Origin of the sequence: Pseudomonas sp. EA_65y_Pfl1_P113 (genome assembly GCF_963970525.1) — a bacterium.
Taxonomy (GTDB): domain Bacteria; phylum Pseudomonadota; class Gammaproteobacteria; order Pseudomonadales; family Pseudomonadaceae; genus Aquipseudomonas; species Aquipseudomonas tritici.
Map to the genome: position 1 here is coordinate 1 of NZ_CAXAQM010000033.1, position 17,317 is coordinate 17,317.

Consider the following 17,317-nt stretch of genomic DNA (forward strand, 5'->3'; position numbering starts at 1 on the left):
CCTGCTCTCGCCGATCAAAGACGTACGGGCAGGAACGGTGGTGGATATCAAGCACAAGAAATAACGGAATGTCGCATCCTGAACGGTTCACCTTTTTTTGAATAGGTGGGGTTTATGGATCAGTTACAGACGTTCAGGAGATAGGGCGAGAATTATGCAGGCCAGCCTCGTCCCGCTTTGCCTTCAGAGTAAGCTTACGGGCAAACCGCTTTGCACGACTAAGCCGGATGCCAACGGTGCTGCAGCAGCTCCGCAATCTCACTGGCCCGTTGCGTCGGCAGGCGCGTCAGCACATCTTTGAGATAGACATGGGGGTCGTGCCCATTGTTACGGGCCGACTGGATCAAGCTCATAATTGCAGCGGCGCGCTTGCCACTGCGCTACGACCCGGCGAAGAGCCAGTTCTTGCGCCCCAGCGGCCACGGCCTTATTTGGTTGTCGGCTAGTCAGGCGCGGCTACCCGAGTCCAACCTCCTAGCGCTGACTGCCGAGCAGGAAATACATGTCTCGATCCGTGCTCGCTGGGCGGTTATGGACATGCTGTTGGCAGTGGCGAGGGACGCCACTGACCCCAACACGGCATTCCAAGCCGCATGGGCGTTACACGGACTTCCAGATAGGGCAGAAGACCCTGGCTTGAGGATGATGCGATTGCCGCCGCCAAGCGTGGGCTGATGGTGGTTAACAGCGTCGGCGGTGCCGTAGAAGAAGGGATGGTTTCCGAAGTCAACGGTGTGCGCATTGAGCTCCCTTGGATGCTCGTCGATAAAGGGTGGCTTCACTGGATTCGAGCTCAGACGGGGATCCAGTACACCCTAAGTCACCTCCGGCCCATGATGCTTGATATCAATGGCTCTCGAAGGCCGAGTGCGAAGATCTATTCCATTGTCACCGACCAGCACGTGATGGATCGCCCTTCAAAGCAGATCGCAAGCACGTCCGTATACAAGATGGCTCAACGTTTTGCTGCAGGTGATCGCTCTGCTTCCAGGGGGGCGGCATTGTGGGCGCTGCGCGTATCTGAGCATCTGTGCGAACATCCCCTGATTGACCTCAATGACTTCCATATTTATCGCCAATGGGGCTATTTCAGAGGCGGTACCCGTGTCCTTCTGCTAGCGAGCGTCTCCGACTGCGGACTGGAACTTATGGTCTTTCCCACTCCAATCTGTAGGAATATCCCGGCTCAGGGTTGTTTAAATTGCATGAAAAAGATTTGGACGTAGCCTCGAAGGGATAATTACCCAGTTTTTCAATGGCTGCCCTATCTCCCTTTTCGATGTTTTTCCGAGTAAGGGTTGCCTGTTTCCCAAAATAGGCAGATTTTGCATGCAAAAGCTCTACCTTGAAAGAAATGAAGTTGATTGGCGCACTTACGATGTGCTCAAGAAATGTTCCGGACTTTTTGTCTGAGTCGTCCAGATTCATTTTAAGATGGATTACCTCGACATCATTAAATACCTTTGCTTTTTTGAACTTCAATTTAATGGAGCTAGTTGTTTCTCCGAGGATTGTGTTGGTTTCTCCTATATCTTGAATGTCTGATTCAATTTCGGGGGGAGTTGAGCCTGTCCAGCTAAATTTATGAATAAAGCTGCCGGTGCATGGGGTTTTTATTTGCATATGACGGAACAGTTCATATATGATCGTGTTACCGTCTGAAGTTACATATCTTAGAAAGCTTGATAGTGGAAGAAAACCGCTAGGGTGCTGAGTTTTCAAATGCCCATTCGCTACACGAAAAACTTGAATGCAGATGTATAGAACGGTCATGGCAACTAGAGCGAGAGCAACCCATGCTTTCTGTGGGTCACTAATTAAAGTTGTCAAACTGACGCCAAGCAGGGTTGCCATCATCGCCAGATAGCCCAGGAACTCTACTAACTTCTTCACGCATGACTCCAATGTCAGGCACAAAAAAGGCGCTAAACTAGCGCCTTTTCATTAATGCATTTGCTGAATTACGATGCGTCGCTACTCATAAAATATCTCCTCTGCTTAGCCAAGTTTCAAAACTTTCACTTCCGCTAGACATCAAGTTTTTTATTGCGTTTACATTGCATCTTCTAGCTACGCATCAATTTTCTCCTTTTTCACCAGCTCGTGTCAACCGGCGCTTGGCCTTACGCCTGGGGCTTGCCGCCTATGCAGGCCCGCATTCCTTGAGACGCCTGCCCCTTGAGAAGCCTAGTCGCTGATGCGTTAAGGTGTGTAGGCAATTCCTACGCCCATCTCATGCTTGTGTGACACCTTCAATCGAGAATATGTATCATCCGTGCCCTCCGCACAGCAACCTGAGTCCGACCTTGCCGCGAATGATCGGCGTCTGGGGCATGGCTCGACAAGCGCTACCTACGCTGAGGCGCCCGCCATAGATGGTTTGATGAGCTCGCTGCAGCGCGCTCGAAGCGGTAATGGAAGGAATCGTGCCACGAATCGTCGCCGTGGATATGACGGGATCTCTTCCCTGTTGGCAGCGATCTTGAGATGCCAGAGGTGTTTGTGGTGAGGCCTAGTCCCCACGGAGGGGCTAGAAAAATCCCAGCTGCTATTTTCCGCAACTTCAGAAGCCGACCTCATCGGCTCGGGAAGCTATCACCCCTGGTGCCGATAGACGGAGCGATTGTCCGCTTACCAACTCTGCGCGAACGCCTTGCCTTGTAAAGCGTGCCCTATAGACTGAGGCCGGCCAGCCTTAGCATGTGAACCTAGGAGAGTCCTGGCTCAAGCTTGGCTGCGCCTCATACCTCTCGCCTTGTGCAAGACAGGCAGCAACGGGGGCCGGCGCTGGAGTGGTCGATGACCGGATGCTTTTTTAGCGTGAGAAGCCTCAACTGTCTGTCTATAATCCGCGCATGTTGAATCCAACCGAAATCCGCCCAATCCTCAAGCAGTGGGTCGCGAAAGCGATGTCCCATGAAGAGAGTGACGTCTTCATCGAGGAGCTGTGCTTCATCGATAAGTCCAGACGCGCCGATCTCGTTCACGCCAATGGGAAGCTGACCGCTTTCGAAATTAAGTCCCATGCCGACACCTTGACACGCTGGGAGGGCCAGCAGCAGGCCTATATGGCGTGCTTTGACGAAGTCTGGCTATGCTGCCATTCAAAGCACTTGGTGAAGGCTCTTGAGTCATGTCTTCCGCATGTTGGCGTACTCGTCGTCGATGACTATTCCGGCATGGCGATGATTCGAAAGGCGAAGCCCAACAAGCTCCAGGATAAATTCCACCTCACAGGATTTTTGTGGCGTAGTGAGTTGGATGCACTCGCGAACCAGCATGGGGTGCCAACGAAAAGTCGCGACCTCATAAAAGAAGTGCGCCGCCAACTCAGCGACGCCCTTCCCATGGATGTGATCAGGTCACATGTATTGGTCAGCCTGAAACAACGTTATCGTTAGAGTAAGTCATCGGCATCGAGGTCATTGAAGCCGTCAGTATCTACGATGGACTGGATCATGGCGCAGATATGTTGATTGATCCTGTATCCATTCCATGTTCCGTTATTCCCGTAGCCGGCTGATGTGGCGACAATTCTGCTGTACTCACGAGTGGCCCAGCAAAAGTCATCACCGTGGTAACCCGGCAGCCCTCTGATTTCTTGGGCGATTTCAATGTATCGCACAAATTCCTTATCCGAACCTTTGCGTCGTTGCCACCATTCCGTCGGCGTGTAATAGCAGGCAAAAGGCAGCACAGGCATGCCTCGTATGTATTCCATCGAGGCGGTTGGATTGGTGGCGGCGTAATCCCCGTAGACAATATCCGAAACTATGCCAGTGGTGTCGACCCTTGCTTGCCATGCAACGTCATAGCACGCAGAGGAGCGGGAGGTATTTGAGGCCGGCTTATCGATAGGAAAGGAGGTGCTCATCAGAACCAGACTCCGTATCTGATAGCTGTTGAGTTGACGCAGGGATACATTGAAATCCGACCCTGAGGCAGTATTGGCCGGAGATGTGGCACCGAAGTCCAAAATCACCGTCGCGGTGTCCGGGCTTTCAAGAGCATCCAGGATCGATAGCAATCTATTCCACGAAGTCGCGGTGGGGTTTTCCGGACAGGTAACCCTGATGGCTATATGGGGGAAGTCGACCTGCAGAGCGAGTGCACTTTGGATGACTGCTCGTTGGGAATCGTCATCAACCCAGGAAACCACCGGTATAACGTTCTGGTTGATGCGTGCCACATCTGAGAAGAAGCGACGTTTGTTCTCAAACGCGGCATGAGGATTGTGCAGGTCATTCGTAGTGATAAAGGCTTCAGCAACGTCCTTGGTCACTCTCGAAACGTCCAAGAAGAAAGGATGTTCAGTCCAGTTCGTCAGGAATGTTTGTAGGTGTCTGTCCTCGTCACCTCGCATGTCCAGCAATGGCACCACTACATCCCGCCTGACGTCTTCCAGGTTTATCAAAGCCTTAACGTCGTTTTGACCAACTCGTAAACAAGCCACGTATTGCATTTTGCGCTCCTTGCATGCTGTGAAAAACGGTTTCGTCGTAATGCTGATGCATAGCGAGTAAATGGCCCCGGCGATCAGTGAGCGTCGACATGCGGTTGCTCACTGCCACTGGCCGACGTCATGCTTCCAGCGAGATGGCAGATGGAGACTGGTAAGATAGCACTTGGCTACTTAATGGTGGCACCTAGCGCCACTCCTAAGACCTCGCTGGTTTTGTGCACAGGGCGATTGCAGGATGCCCAACCTTCCCGTCTCCTTTCTTTGTCTAACCCCCTAGTCTCACATCCATAGGGCAAGCTTACCCTTCGATTTGCCGGTCAGCGTGGAGTGGTGCTTGCGGAATCAGATGTACGCCTCGTATAGCTCTGAGCTCCAGTCCTGCGGATCGAAGGGCCGATTCAGTGGTTCTGTAAACGTCCCGCGTCTCGCTTCTTTCCTGGCAGTCTGCTCGATCGGCCTGATTTTCGAGGGTGTTCGTCAGCCGATTGAGTGTGCAAACGACTCCTTAGCTTCAAGCATTAATCTGCTGATTGCTTCGCTGCCGATCCAGTAGCCAATGCGGCGAAAAGGTTGAAATAGGTGCGTCAATGCTATATATCCAGCTCCGATGAGGGCACTTGGGTCACCCCGGCTGACGCTAGGTCATATCGTGTTTCCTCCCCACCGATTACAGCTATGGGAAGCACACGATGTTTGAGATAGGAAGCCTGCCAGATTGGGACAATATTGCTGGTATTACGAGCGGCGTGCTCGCGCTAGGCGGAGCTCTGCTGGGAGTGATGAAATTCGTCAAGAGGGCTGGGGCAAAAGCCGGTGCTGAGGCGACGGCAGCACGTGAAGAGGCTGCGTCTCACTCGACTTCTGGTAATCAAAGCCCGGTAGTGGCGAATAACACGGGCAACGTCAACGTCAGCTATAACACCACCTACCATAATCACGCGCCAGTAGAGTCGACGCCGCCTAAGTCTGAGCCAGAGTGTGACATTCCAGGGCGTTGGAATCGCCAGCGGGCGATTGAGCTGTGCATGCGGCATCTAAACGCGTCGGATTGGAATGGCTACGATCCTGACCTGGAATTGCCGCTGGAGCACAACGTCATTGATCAGTATTCCTTGCCTTACAGCAATCGTGGGGAAGGGATGGTTATTTTGTTTTACACGAAGACGGAAGGGCATGACTACCACGCATGTGCCCCGCACGTGAGCATTTTCGAATTCGAGAAAGTTGCCAAAGGGTGGAACCTGATTACAGAAGACATCGCCGTCTTCCGGGGAGGCGCTTGGGGTGATCCGCCTCAGGCTAGCGTTCAGCTCATCTCGGGTGAGCGGTACGCCGTGATTTTCCGAGATGGGGACATGCACCAAGGTTGGTGTGTTGAAGCATCAACTATTCTTGCGAAGCTGGGCGACACCTTCACTCGCCTACTCTTCATGATAACGGCACAAAGCGATGCGGACGGTAACGGGTGGTCGAGCGAGCTTACCTTCAAAGACAATGGCGAGGCGTTGCGCGATCTTGAAGTCCGGCGCAAGCCCAATGAAGGCTCCACGAACTTTGTATTTCTTGATGGGCGGGAAGAGCTGAAGCACATGGTGGCCGACTACCACGATAACATCCGCCCGTACGACCTTTTCAAGTTTAACGGCATCTCCTACACACACTCCCCGGCCATCAATTAAAGGCCACGCTCTTCTCCGGAAGGCGAGTGAGAGTGCCGGGCTTGTCTGCGAAATCCTGGACAAAACGGGCTGTCGCCGCCCAGGCTGCATCGAAACTCTCCAGCGCACAGTAGCGCACCCCCAAACCACGCGATCGCTTCTCGATGTCTACGGCAAAGGCCTTGTGTTGGTCTTTCGACGGTACGATGGCAACCATTGCGGCGCAACGACCGGCCAGCCTGGCCCTGTTGTTCCTGCACCAGATACCGCGTGTTCTGAAGTCCTCGGCTGTTGCTGAGTTGTGACGGGCTTATTGTAGCCAAAGGCTATCTGCTAAGCGGGGTGACTCTGCCCGCGCTTGGCTTTGGCAGCTATAGCGGATTGCATAACCCTTGCGTTTTGTCCCGCCTTGGAACTCTTTGTTGGTGATCTGCGCGGGAACAGGCGAAGATTGGAGCTCATAAAAAAGGAGGTGCTAGGTGTCGCTCACAAACAAGGATGTAATCACGGCCTTCATTGAAGACTTCAAGTCGATGCATCGTGACGATCTGCAGCCCGATGTGGTTTGTGATTTTGACGGTGATCCAGCTCCACTGGCCCAGGTCGTAAAAATCGGCGACAAGCCAACCTTGCAGTTCTCCTATCGCTTCGCCGACAGCACCGTGAACGATCACTGCGATTTGTTTTACTGCCTGATCATCGCTGGCCATGAGCTCGCTCATTGGGCGAATGCCCATACCAAGCATCGTGATAAGGACGATCTCGACAGCAAAGCCATCGAGATGTGGGCAGATTTCTTCGGCACCCGACTGGTGTTTACCGCTGTAGCGAGATGCGCAAACATCGCGGGCATCATCCAGCGTTTCTGGACGCCTATCATGGATATTGAAGGTTCGGATGGCCTATTGCCGTCGTACGGAAGGGCTCTGCGTCAGGTTTATGATCGCGTCTTCGTGCCTGCCGGTGAATCGCTGGGATACCCATCGCCTGCTGAGCGTGTCCATATCTGTACCAGTGGAGTCGGTTCGTTTTTTCATCGAAATTTTGGAGTTTTGAACGAGGGAAGGAATCGCTTGGTAATGCAAAGAGTGCTTCTGGAACCGTTCAAAGATGTTCTTAACCAGTTCTCGGAAAGCGTCGATACCCAAGCATATGAAGACCTTGCGTCTCGCAATATAGAGATTCATCTTGGTCTTAAGCAGGGGCAGCCGCTGATTACTCCAGGTATTCGGCCAGAACTCAGCCACTTGGTCGGTACGCATTATCTGGAGCATAGTGAAAGCTTGGCACGCCGGGATGAGATGCGTGACCAGGTTCGTTCGTGGGGCGTTGATATTTAAACTTGGAAACGGTGGCTGTTGCAGCTGATGGGCTCTCATGCCTGAGCAAGCTCCCTCGAACGCCCACGCTGCCAATCCTACAGTTGATCCCATGTTTTGAAACCAATGCGGTTGCTGTACAAGGCCAGTCTCGATACGTTTTCCTTGAGCTCTCTCTCGCCGTCGTCATAGGGTGGGAGAACAAATGTCCAATGAGTAGGGCGGTCACCAAACGTTTGGAGCAGGCTCGAAAAATAGGCGTCATCCACTTCTGACATTGAGTGCCCGAGCACAATCACCTTTTCGATATCAGCAAGACTCTCGAAAAAGCCCGCATTTTCCCGAATGATTTTTTTGCTGGGCTTGAAGGTACTGCTGAAATAATCGTCTAGTATCGAATATGCTTCTAGCAGTCGGTGGTCGGCTGATTCAGGATCAACGCCGTCGTGGAGTGATGGGCGATTTTCATCATCCCATGCGTGCCCTAAGACAATGTCCGAATCTGGATCTGCGGCCTCACCATGGATGTGCAGAATGTTCTCTGGGGGCACGTTGTAGAGGTGGGTCAGGGTGCTGGTGTAATTGAAGGTAAGAAATGTTGCATCGATCTCAAGGTTTACAAGCATACCCAAAACCTCAGTTCTGTTTGGCGTCGGGATAGATCTGACCCAATCCGCGAACTGATGCCGCAACGTATGCGAGAGCCCCGTGGCTATCCGATCCACCTCCAGCTGGAAGTCATGGTGGCCGGAATCGCTCCAGTCGTCAGACGAATACGAACCCAGAAAGCATTCCATGTCCGAGACGACGTTATCGGTGTCCAGGTCAGCAAGGGCCTTTTCTAGATTCGCCCAATTCCCTTCGGCTGGAACGTAGCTCTCTACCCAGTCGTACGTTTCATCATCAGCCTTCGCCAGATACTTTTTGAAATCTGAATAGCCGGTGGGCATGCCGTGGTGCAGGTCGAATCCATTGCCGATTATGTAGAGAGTCTTGGAATTCATGGAGGCCTCCTTGGCTTGTGGGCAGCATGCAGCGGGTTCAATTGAGAATCTTGAGGAATGGCTGCTTGTTGATGATCGCAGCCTGGGACTTTGTCTTCAAAAAGTCCACGAGATCACCTTGGCGCTGCAGGAGCATTACAATTTCCTCCAGCGAGCACAGGAGCATCGTTCTTTGATTCAGAAACTCCGCGCATTGCGTTATGGCGGGCTGGGTAAATCCGCTACTGGAGATGAAGATTCCCGAAGCATCTGCACGGCCCATCACTCTCACCATGTGAGGTGCCAAGTCCTGCACACCCACAGGGTCTTTCAGCCATTTCATTTCTACTACATGGATCCTGTCACCGAAACCGATCACTCCGTCGATCTGCTCCAGCACCGTGGAACCCTCCAGCGGCGTTCGAACAAAGTTTTCTCTGATCTGAATGCCATAAGCTCTAAACAGGTCATTGAGGACGCTTTCGAGGAGCTTCCCACGTTCCTTCGGTGTGTCGTCCATGGCGAACAACCCGAAGAGTCGGGATTTGATGTCATCGATTTCTTTGCGCCTTTTGGTGGCCTGGAGTTGCTCATCGCGATGGCGAGCTTGAACCTGTTCCCGCTCCGCATCTCGCTCATTTTTCATGCGGGTGAAGGCATCCTTCGCATTGACGGCTTCGCGAACGCTTGCTACCAAACCTTTGGCTTTAAGCCTCTCATTCTCCCAGCAGGTCTCGAAACTCTCGAACTGGGTAACCCGCTTAATGATTTCACGCCGGGCCTTGAGGCCACTGTCCTGGCGCCTGTTCAAACGGGTCAGGACGTCACGTGCAATGTCAAATTTGTTGATGGATTGAGAGGTTTTGGCGAGCGTGGAGCGGGCGTCACGCAGGTCAGCTTCATCTACGCCCGCACCTTCAAAAAACAGAATGACGTCTTTCTTGGATTTCACGAGGCGGGGGATAGTCTCAACCAAGAGATCGAAGATGTCGTGCGGGTAGTGGAAGTGGTCAGCCATGACAGATCTCGCAATCCTGATCCAACTGTGGGCTCCGCTGGGAGCCGCCTTCGAAGCATCATGACTCCTGCCAATTACAACGTAAATACCCCCTCTCAGGGTAAGCGTCTGGGGAACTCATCTGCCAAAATTTGAGAGTACAAAGCCACCAGACGCACCCTGACCTGGCAGCAATGTGCCAAATTTGCATATTGCCTCTGTCGTCTGGGATTTATGCTTTGACCAAGTCTGCGGCGAATCCACCTTTAAAAAAAACTAAAGCGGCTCATTGACTCCAGCGACCCTCAACATCGGTCGGATCAGAAGCATTCGAATCAGTTGGTCGCCTGAAGAACCGTAGAGCAGATCTTTGATCTTAAATGCATCTAGCCTTCCTTTTATGTGCTCATGATGCATATCCACAGCAACCTTGAGCATTATATTTTGAAGGATTTTGGAGGCTGCTGGAGCTAACCCGTCATGTTGCGAGTCATCACCTTCGATAAATTTTTCGAGCACTTCAGGCAGTGAAGGGAGTGTTTCGAATAGTTGGCGATAGTGCGCAACGTTCCGGTGAATCAGGTTGAATACAATTTGTCTGCGGGGTTCTAAGATCTTGAGGAAGTCGCTAATGCTTTGAAGGGGTAAGGCTTCAAATGCGCTATGAATTTCTTCCAGGATTTGTGCGACGGCTTTGTCGGCATGCACGAGGTAAATTTTCTTCTGCAATTGCTCCAGCGCCCTTGCGGCGGATCCTGAGTGGATCATGTCGTGAAGTGAAACCCCTTTATCTAGAAGCAGTGGGCTTAGATCTGGCTCGGATACTACAGTGATAGAGTTGACTGCTCTGTCCTCAGTCGGGTCGATAAAAGTTCTAATGTAGCTGTCTACTTTTCCTTGTTGGTTTGGGGTTTGGTTTTCGCTTTGGGTTATGGGCGTGACCGTTCCCAAATCGATCCCGAAGCTCAGGCAAGAGAAGAATGATATATAAGCATAAGCCCGATAGGTGGTCTTGCAAAACCCGACGGCGATTACATGGCCAAACTCGTAGGGATTATCTCCAACTACTGACGAAGGCTCTCTCCCATCCCACCAGACTCTTTCAGCAGGCCAGTGTTCTGGATTAGCCACCAAGTCCAGTTTCAACATATCTTTGAATGCATCAAGTCCAGCTTGGCGAGCTTGTGCTGGGAAGAAGTGGGCAAAGCTGGTGAGCGCGAGGTATCCAACTGACTGAAGAAAATCAACTCCTCCAAAGTTTAAATGTATAGTGGGTCTCTCTGATTGAATATGTTGTTGGATAGTACCAGCGCCCTCAATTTTAAATGTCCACTCAGCGCTTTGATTATGAGCGATCCAGCGCTGTAGAGTCTCACGATCCGTGGCCATCATCGGATACTTTCCACCTTCTCCCACGAGCTTGGGATCGAATGGGGGAGGCAGGTCGAGCTCAATATCGGCTCCTAGCAGTTTGTACTTGGCGCCACCGCTTTCAAACATGAAGGGCTTCGGGCCGTCTTCGCGATCCGGGCGTACTTCCAAGGCCGCGTTCATCATCGCGAGTTGCCGTTGTAGCCGGGTTACCAACTTACCTAAAAGCCTATTGTGAACTTCGCAGTAGATACGGCGATTCGTTCTGCGACCTCCCAGGGCTGCTGGGAATATATGTTCTGCCGAGTCGGCCAACTCGCCACAGATGATGCAGGTTTTCGGTTTGCTCATTGTCGCCCCACAGCGATGCAGTACCTGCTCAATATCTCTGTGTCAGCAGAAACGCGCAAGGCGGGGCGTCCATCGCGAGCTCATTTGGGCTTCCATGGTGATCGTTTGCAACGATCGCTGGAGTGACGATGGGCGTCGTTTGAGGTGCAGGGATTATTGGGTCTGAAGCGCGAAATTGAGCAAGGTCGGAGGATTTGGCGTCGGAAGCGGTGGTGGGATGATGGAGCGGAAGAGTCAACAGTATGGATTTCGGGGCTAGCGGAGTGTTGACTTGGCGGGACAGGGAGAGGACTGTAAAGAGGCCTTATGCTGTAGGGCTCTGGAAGGGAAAAAGTTTGAAGAAAATCAGATCAACGTATTGACAGTATAAGTTTAGGCTCATCTTGATTTCGATCATGCGCACTTGTGGATTCTGCGCCTGCACGGCGAAACGTTCCGGGTCGAAGCGGCCGTCACTGGTGCGGCAGCCGAAATAGCCGCTGCCCAACTCCCAGGTCAGGTCGCCGCCGTTCTCACGGTGGTAGGAGCTGATACTGCCTTCGCCGGTGTCATGGGCGAAGTTGCCCAGTTTGGCACCTTGGTTCAACGCGCGAATTGCGTTGGCGCTCAACGAACCAAAGCTCATTGCCGAGATATTGAACACCGACGCCGAGTACGGTTGCGTGCACTGTGGGCCGCCAACCATCACGCGAAACGCGCTGGGGTCGCTGAGCGGCGCGGGGCGCATGGAGTGGCCGATGAATTCGAAACCTGACTGGTACACGTCGATCAAGGTGCCGAAGGGTTTGTCGGCAGATTCATTCTTGGCGCGCGAATACACCAATGAACGCTGGGCCCGGGAGAAGGGCAGGGCGTCGCTGTCGGACTCCAGCAGGTACTGGCGGATTTCCGGGCGGATGGCTTCTACCAGGTAACGGATATTGCCCAGGATCGGGTAGTTGCGGCGTACGGCGTGGGGGCTTTGCAGCAGGTCGAAAATCCCGATCAGGCTCAACACCCCGGTGACCACCGTGATCGGCCACAGCCATTCATGTTCGATAAAGGGGAGGCTGGCGAGGGTGAAAATGACGCACACGGCAAAGAAAGCGTAACGACTCAGTAGCGACAGGCTCATACGGGTTTCCTGAATTCGGACTCATCGGCTAGGCGTTTTGCGCCTGTAGAAAGATCGAGAACAGCTCTGACTGGGATTTGATCCCTAGCTTGCTGTACATGTGTTTCTTATGGACTTTCACGGTTTCAACAGAGATTTCCAGCTTACGAGCGATTTCTTTGCTGGAGCAACCGCTGAGCATCAAACGGCCCACATCCAGCTCGCGGGCGGTGAGTTGCGCGCCCCACTCATCATTCTGGACCGGCGGCTGCGGGGCGCTGACCTGGTGCAGTTCAAAGGGCAGGCGCTGGCGCAGCAGGCCCAGCACCCAGGGCTGGATCAACGACAGCAGGGCAATCTGCGCCGGGTCAAAGCGCTGCCTGGAGCCCAGTGACAGGCACAGGGTACGCCCATCCGGCTGCTGGCAATTAAATTGGATTTCATCAGCCACCACGTTCAGGCGGAAGTAGCGCTGATAGTACTCGGTGAGTTCGAAGTGCTCCGGCGCCACTTCGGCCAGGCGCAACAGCCCGGTGCGCGAGTGTTCACGGCTGGCGATGTAGAAGGGGTCGAGCAGGTACAGGCCGTTGAGGTAGTCCTGGAACAAATGATCCGGTGTGCCATCGACGCCTGGGCATTCGGCGAATACCAGCGGGCGGTGTTCGCTGCTGAACAGCAATACCACCCAACTGTCGAACGGCACGTATTGGTCCAGCAGGCGGACAAGCTGGGTCCAGAAATTGGGCTGGTCCAGGGCGTCTATCATTTGCCCCACCGAACGGTGTCAGGCGATGTCTTGCAATGACATGGTCATTGTTCTACCCCTATCGGGTTACCCCCGCCGCGTGATTCCCTGGCCGGTTGCGCCTGCGCATACTGCGGCACGTACACAGAACAAGGAATACCCATGAAGGTCGAATTTGCCCAGTTGGCGGGCCGTGATAACGGTACAGCTTACAACCTTGAGCGGGCCTTGGCGGCGATCGCTGCAGCGGCTGCGGACACGCAACTGATCGTCTTCCCGGAAACCCACCTGATGGGCTTCCCCAGCGCCGAGACCGTCGCTGACATCGCTGAGCCGCTGGACGGGCCTACCGTGCAGGCCGTGATCCAGGCCGCCCGCGCGCGCCATATCGCCGTGGTGATCGGCATGGCCGAAAGCGACGACGGCCAATTCTATAACACCACCTTGCTGATCACCCCCGAAGGCATCGCCCTGCGTTATCGCAAGACCCATCTGTGGGCCTCGGATCGCGGTGTATTCGCCCCAGGCGATCGCTACGCCACTTGCCTCTGGAACGGTGTGCGCGTCGGTCTGTTGATCTGCTACGACATTGAGTTCCCGGAAACCGCCCGAGCCAATGCGCAACTGGGCGCCGAATTGCTGATCGTCACCAACGGCAACATGGACCCGTACGGCCCCACGCACCGCACCGCGATCATGGCGCGCGCCCAGGAAAACCAGGCGTTTGCGCTGATGGTCAACCGAGTGGAAGAGGGGGATGGCGGATTGTTGTTTGCCGGTGGCAGTGCGCTGGTGGACCCGTTTGGTACCTTGCTGTTTGAAGCCGGGCGCGACGAAGGGCAATTCACGGTCGAGCTGGATCTCGACCAATTGGCAGCGGCGCGAAAGGACTACCGCTACCTGGATGACCAGCGCTTGAAGTTGCCGGGTGAGGTGATCGAGCACACTGACGGCACGCGCGAACTGCTGATTCCTTAAGCCCGCTCACTACGATCGACATAAGAAAAACGACAACGGCTTCATCGACTTAAGTTCTGCCATAAATCTAATAATTTCGCGGAGAATCGCTCATGGCTCATTTGCAACGCACCCTGTCATTAGGGTCGGTGGTGCTGTTCGGCATCGCCTATATGACGCCGATCATTGTGCTCGGCACCTTCGGTATCCTGGCGCAATCCACTGCGGGTATGGTCCCCGCCGCTTATCTGGCAGCGCTTGTGGCGATGTTCTTCACCGCCATGAGTTACGGGCGCATGGCCTCGGCGTTTCCGGTCGCCGGTTCCGCCTACAGCTACGTGCGCAAAGCCATCAGCCCGAAACTGGGGTTTATCGCCGGCTGGGCAGTGCTGCTCGACTACCTGTTCCTGCCCATGGCGATTTGGCTGATCGGTGCGGCGTACCTCAACTCAGCGTTCCCAGCGCTGGCGCAGTGGATCTGGGTGTTGGCGTTTATCGGCATCACCAGCGCCATCAATATCGTCGGCCTCAAGCTGGCGAACGGCATCAATGCCTTGCTGATGCTGGTGCAGTTCCTGGTGTTGATTGCGTTTGTGGCGCTGTGCATCCACTACATCGGTGGTGATGCTAGTAAGCCTCTATGGACGACCGCTCCGTTCTTCAACGGCCAGATGCAACTTCCGCTGATCATGAGCGGCGCGGCCATCGCTTGCTATTCATTCCTGGGCTTTGACGCGGTCAGCACCCTCACCGAAGAAACCCGCGACCCGCGCCGCACCATCCCACGAGCGATCATGTTGATCACCCTGATTGGCGGGCTGATTTTCGTGGCGGTGTCCTACTTTGTGCAGATCGCGCACCCGTCTTTCGAATTCACCAATGTGGATTCGGCGGCGTATGAAATCGCGCGCAACATCGGTGGCGACTTGTTTGTGTCGATCTTCCTGATCGGCCTGATCGTTGGCCAGTTCGCCTCGGGGCTGTCGGCCCAGGCCAGTGGTTCGCGCTTGTTGTTTGCGATGGGCCGCGACGGCGTGTTGCCCAAGTCGTTCTTTGGCTCCCTGCATGCGCGCTTTGGCACACCGGTCAACAGCATCCTGTTGTGCGCGGTGGTGGCGCTGCTGGCGTTGAAGCTGGACGTGACCACGTCCACATCGTTTATCAACTTCGGCGCCTTCCTGGCGTTCAGTCTGGTGAACCTGTCGGTGATCTTCCATTACTGGATCGGCGCCAAGCAACGGGGTGTGCGTGAGCTGATCCTGTTCCTGGTATTCCCGGCCATCGGCCTGCTGGCGGATTTATGGCTGATGGTCAGCCTCGATCACCTGGCGATTTACCTGGGCTTGGCGTGGTTGGCGATCGGGGTGGTTTACCTGGGCTTCCTCACCCGCGGTTTCTCTCGACAGCCACCGGAAATGGACTTCAAGGAAGCCGCATAGAAGCTACAGGCCTATCCTTATTGCAATCGGTTCTCGTTTGGGCGCATGATTTATGTTACTGTATAACGCATCAAAAGCACCCAGATGCCCCGGAGGCCTTATGAAAGCTGGTATCCATCCCGACTACCGCACCGTGCTGTTCCACGACACCGCCGCCGACGTGTTCTTCCTGATCGGCTCCACCGCCGACAGCGACCGCACCCACACCCATAGCGACGGCAACTCTTACCCCTACATCCCGCTGGACGTATCCAGCGCCTCGCACCCGATCTACACCGGCCAACAGCGCAAGACCCAGGTCGAAGGCCGGATTGCCGGGTTCAACAAGCGTTTTGCTTCGTTTGGTTCGAGCCCGAAAAACGCTGAAGCGTGAGGCATGTTGGTTTCCCCTCGAAGGCTGCTCTGGTTTCCGGAGCGGCTTTTTTATGCGTTGATGTCGGAAAGCTATCACCTTTTACCAAACCTACTAAACTACTCAGTAATGGCCAGGAAGGCACACCCCAACCTAAGGACCGCACACCGACGATCCGAGGTGTCTCATGGGAGAGTCAGTTACGTTCACCGATACCGACCGCGCCGTGGTGCTGTTGATTGATGCGCATCCGGAGGTTCTCCACAGCCTCACGCACCTGTTGCGTCTGGAACCTTTCGACCTGCACAGCGCCACTTGCGCTGCCGAAGCTTTGGTCATCCTGGCCAGCCAACCCGTCGACCTGGTGATGAGCGCCGCGCGCCTGCCGGACATGGACGGTGCTTCGCTGCTGGCTCATGTCCACCAGCGCTATCCCCACACCGTGCGCATTCTGCTGACAGGCGAGACCGACCTGACGCTGATCGTCAAAGCCATCAATGAAGGCGAGATCTACCGCTACCTGAGCAAACCCTGGAAAGATGAGGAGTTACTGCTGGCGCTGCGCCAATCCCTGGCCCACCAGCATTCCGAGCTTGAACGCCTGCGCCTCGAACAACTGATCCAGCAGCAGAACGATGAACTCAAGCAGCTCAACGCCACCCTGGAAAAACGTGTGGCCTCGCGTACCAGCGAGCTGCAACAGACCGCCGACATGCTCGACCTGGCCTACGAAGAACTCAAGCACAGCTACGCCACCGGCACGGAGGTGTTCTCGCTGTTGGCCAACCTGCGCCTGCCCCGCGCCAAGCAGACCAATCGGCAAATCATCGAACTGGTACGCACCTGGTGTGTGGCCCATGGTGTGGACGAGGCCAGCAACCGTGACCTGACCATGGCCGCCGCGCTTTACAACATCGGCAAGCTGAGCTGGAGCGACAGCATGATGGCTTCACCCTCGGACCTGCTGCACGGCAGCGACCGTGAACGCTATCGCGCCTACGCCACCCAGAGTGAATCACTGCTGATGACCCTGGACCCGATGAAGGATGCCGCGCGGCTGATCCGCCATCACCAGGAACGCTGGGACGGCAGCGGCTTCCCTGACCACCTCAAGGGTGAAGCGATTCCCGCCGGCTCCCGTCTGCTGAAACTTGCGGTGGATTTTATTGAGCTGCAAAAAGGTCTGATCCTGGAGCGGCAGATGAACAGCGACGAGGCGCTGCTGTACATCCGCAAATACGCTGGGCGGCTGTATGACCCGGTGATGGTCGAAGATTTTGTAATGGTCTGCGCCATCTACCTCAAAGACGTGACCTTGGGCGACCCCAGCGTCAAAGTCCTTGGCACCCGCGAGTTGGAGGAGGGAATGGTACTGGCGCGCAACCTCAATGCTGACAACGGCATGCTGTTGCTTAACGCCGGCAAGGTGTTGAACCTGCCGTTGGTGGACAAGTTGATTGCGTTCGAGGCCATGGAAGGCGCGCGCTACAGCTTGTTTATCAAGGAGCAAACTGCGCCCCCCGGCTGAGCGCGTTAAAGGATGTGGGAGCTGGCTTCAGTCAAACCGCTATCGCAGGCAAGCCAGCTCTC

13 protein-coding genes and 2 pseudogenes are annotated in these 17,317 nt (G+C 54.7%); 7 read left to right on the forward strand and 8 right to left on the reverse strand.

Going from position 1 to position 17,317, the window contains the following annotated elements; translation table 11 throughout:
* Positions 1–218 precede the first annotated feature (218 nt).
* Positions 219–440, reverse strand: a pseudogene (locus AACY52_RS22885) (transposase domain-containing protein); the annotation flags it as partial.
* A 706-nt stretch (positions 441–1,146) separates the two neighbouring features.
* Positions 1,147–1,893 (reverse strand): hypothetical protein, encoded by a 747-nt coding sequence (locus tag AACY52_RS22890; protein ID WP_339560808.1) that lies wholly within the window; start codon positions 1,891–1,893, stop codon positions 1,147–1,149.
* Between the two features lie 962 nt (positions 1,894–2,855).
* Between AACY52_RS22890 and AACY52_RS22895 the strand changes: the two genes are divergently transcribed.
* Positions 2,856–3,401 (forward strand): sce7726 family protein, encoded by a 546-nt coding sequence (locus AACY52_RS22895; RefSeq protein ID WP_339560809.1) that lies wholly within the window; start codon positions 2,856–2,858, stop codon positions 3,399–3,401.
* Here the strand turns inward: AACY52_RS22895 and AACY52_RS22900 are convergent.
* Positions 3,398–4,462, reverse strand: a complete 1,065-nt coding sequence (locus tag AACY52_RS22900; RefSeq protein ID WP_339560810.1) for a hypothetical protein — start codon at positions 4,460–4,462, stop codon at positions 3,398–3,400. The genes AACY52_RS22895 and AACY52_RS22900 overlap by 4 nt on opposite strands.
* 689 nt (positions 4,463–5,151) lie before the next feature.
* Here AACY52_RS22900 and AACY52_RS22905 point away from each other — a divergent pair.
* Together AACY52_RS22905 and AACY52_RS22910 are read left to right on the forward strand one after the other, a co-directional pair.
* The gene (locus AACY52_RS22905) at positions 5,152–6,141 is read left to right on the forward strand and encodes a hypothetical protein (protein ID WP_339560811.1); all 990 of its coding nucleotides are present in this window, start codon (positions 5,152–5,154) and stop codon (positions 6,139–6,141) included.
* Positions 6,142–6,599: 458 nt separating this feature from the next.
* Positions 6,600–7,460 carry a hypothetical protein gene (locus AACY52_RS22910; protein ID WP_339560812.1) on the forward strand — a complete coding sequence of 287 codons (861 nt, stop codon included), beginning with the start codon at positions 6,600–6,602 and terminating at the stop codon, positions 7,458–7,460.
* A gap of 77 nt (positions 7,461–7,537) precedes the next feature.
* On the opposite strand, the gene AACY52_RS22915 is transcribed toward AACY52_RS22910, so the two are convergent.
* From AACY52_RS22915 to AACY52_RS22935, 5 genes and pseudogenes are all read right to left on the reverse strand, one after another.
* Positions 7,538–8,443 carry a bacteriophage abortive infection AbiH family protein gene (locus AACY52_RS22915; protein ID WP_339560813.1) on the reverse strand — a complete coding sequence of 302 codons (906 nt, stop codon included), beginning with the start codon at positions 8,441–8,443 and terminating at the stop codon, positions 7,538–7,540.
* A 37-nt stretch (positions 8,444–8,480) separates the two neighbouring features.
* Complete coding sequence (locus tag AACY52_RS22920) at positions 8,481–9,440, reverse strand: restriction endonuclease (protein WP_339560814.1); 960 nt, start codon at positions 9,438–9,440, stop codon at positions 8,481–8,483.
* Positions 9,441–9,695: 255 nt separating this feature from the next.
* Complete coding sequence (locus tag AACY52_RS22925; RefSeq protein WP_339560815.1) at positions 9,696–11,141, reverse strand: hypothetical protein; 1,446 nt, start codon at positions 11,139–11,141, stop codon at positions 9,696–9,698.
* A gap of 376 nt (positions 11,142–11,517) precedes the next feature.
* A pseudogene (locus AACY52_RS22930) lies at positions 11,518–12,255 on the reverse strand (glutamate synthase-related protein); the annotation flags it as partial.
* 28 nt (positions 12,256–12,283) lie between these two features.
* Complete coding sequence (locus AACY52_RS22935; protein ID WP_339560816.1) at positions 12,284–13,000, reverse strand: LuxR C-terminal-related transcriptional regulator; 717 nt, start codon at positions 12,998–13,000, stop codon at positions 12,284–12,286.
* 141 nt (positions 13,001–13,141) lie between these two features.
* Between AACY52_RS22935 and AACY52_RS22940 the strand changes: the two genes are divergently transcribed.
* The 4 genes from AACY52_RS22940 to AACY52_RS22955 all read left to right on the forward strand — a co-directional run bounded on the left by AACY52_RS22940 (position 13,142) and on the right by AACY52_RS22955 (position 17,255).
* Positions 13,142–13,957 (forward strand): carbon-nitrogen hydrolase family protein, encoded by an 816-nt coding sequence (locus tag AACY52_RS22940; RefSeq protein ID WP_339417806.1) that lies wholly within the window; start codon positions 13,142–13,144, stop codon positions 13,955–13,957.
* A gap of 92 nt (positions 13,958–14,049) precedes the next feature.
* A complete protein-coding gene (locus AACY52_RS22945) occupies positions 14,050–15,375 on the forward strand; it encodes an APC family permease (RefSeq protein WP_339417807.1) in 1,326 nt (441 codons plus the stop codon).
* Positions 15,376–15,475: 100 nt separating this feature from the next.
* Positions 15,476–15,748 carry a type B 50S ribosomal protein L31 gene (locus tag AACY52_RS22950; protein ID WP_339417808.1) on the forward strand — a complete coding sequence of 91 codons (273 nt, stop codon included), beginning with the start codon at positions 15,476–15,478 and terminating at the stop codon, positions 15,746–15,748.
* Between the two features lie 166 nt (positions 15,749–15,914).
* Complete coding sequence (locus AACY52_RS22955) at positions 15,915–17,255, forward strand: HD domain-containing phosphohydrolase (RefSeq protein ID WP_339417809.1); 1,341 nt, start codon at positions 15,915–15,917, stop codon at positions 17,253–17,255.
* Positions 17,256–17,317: the final 62 nt, after the last annotated feature.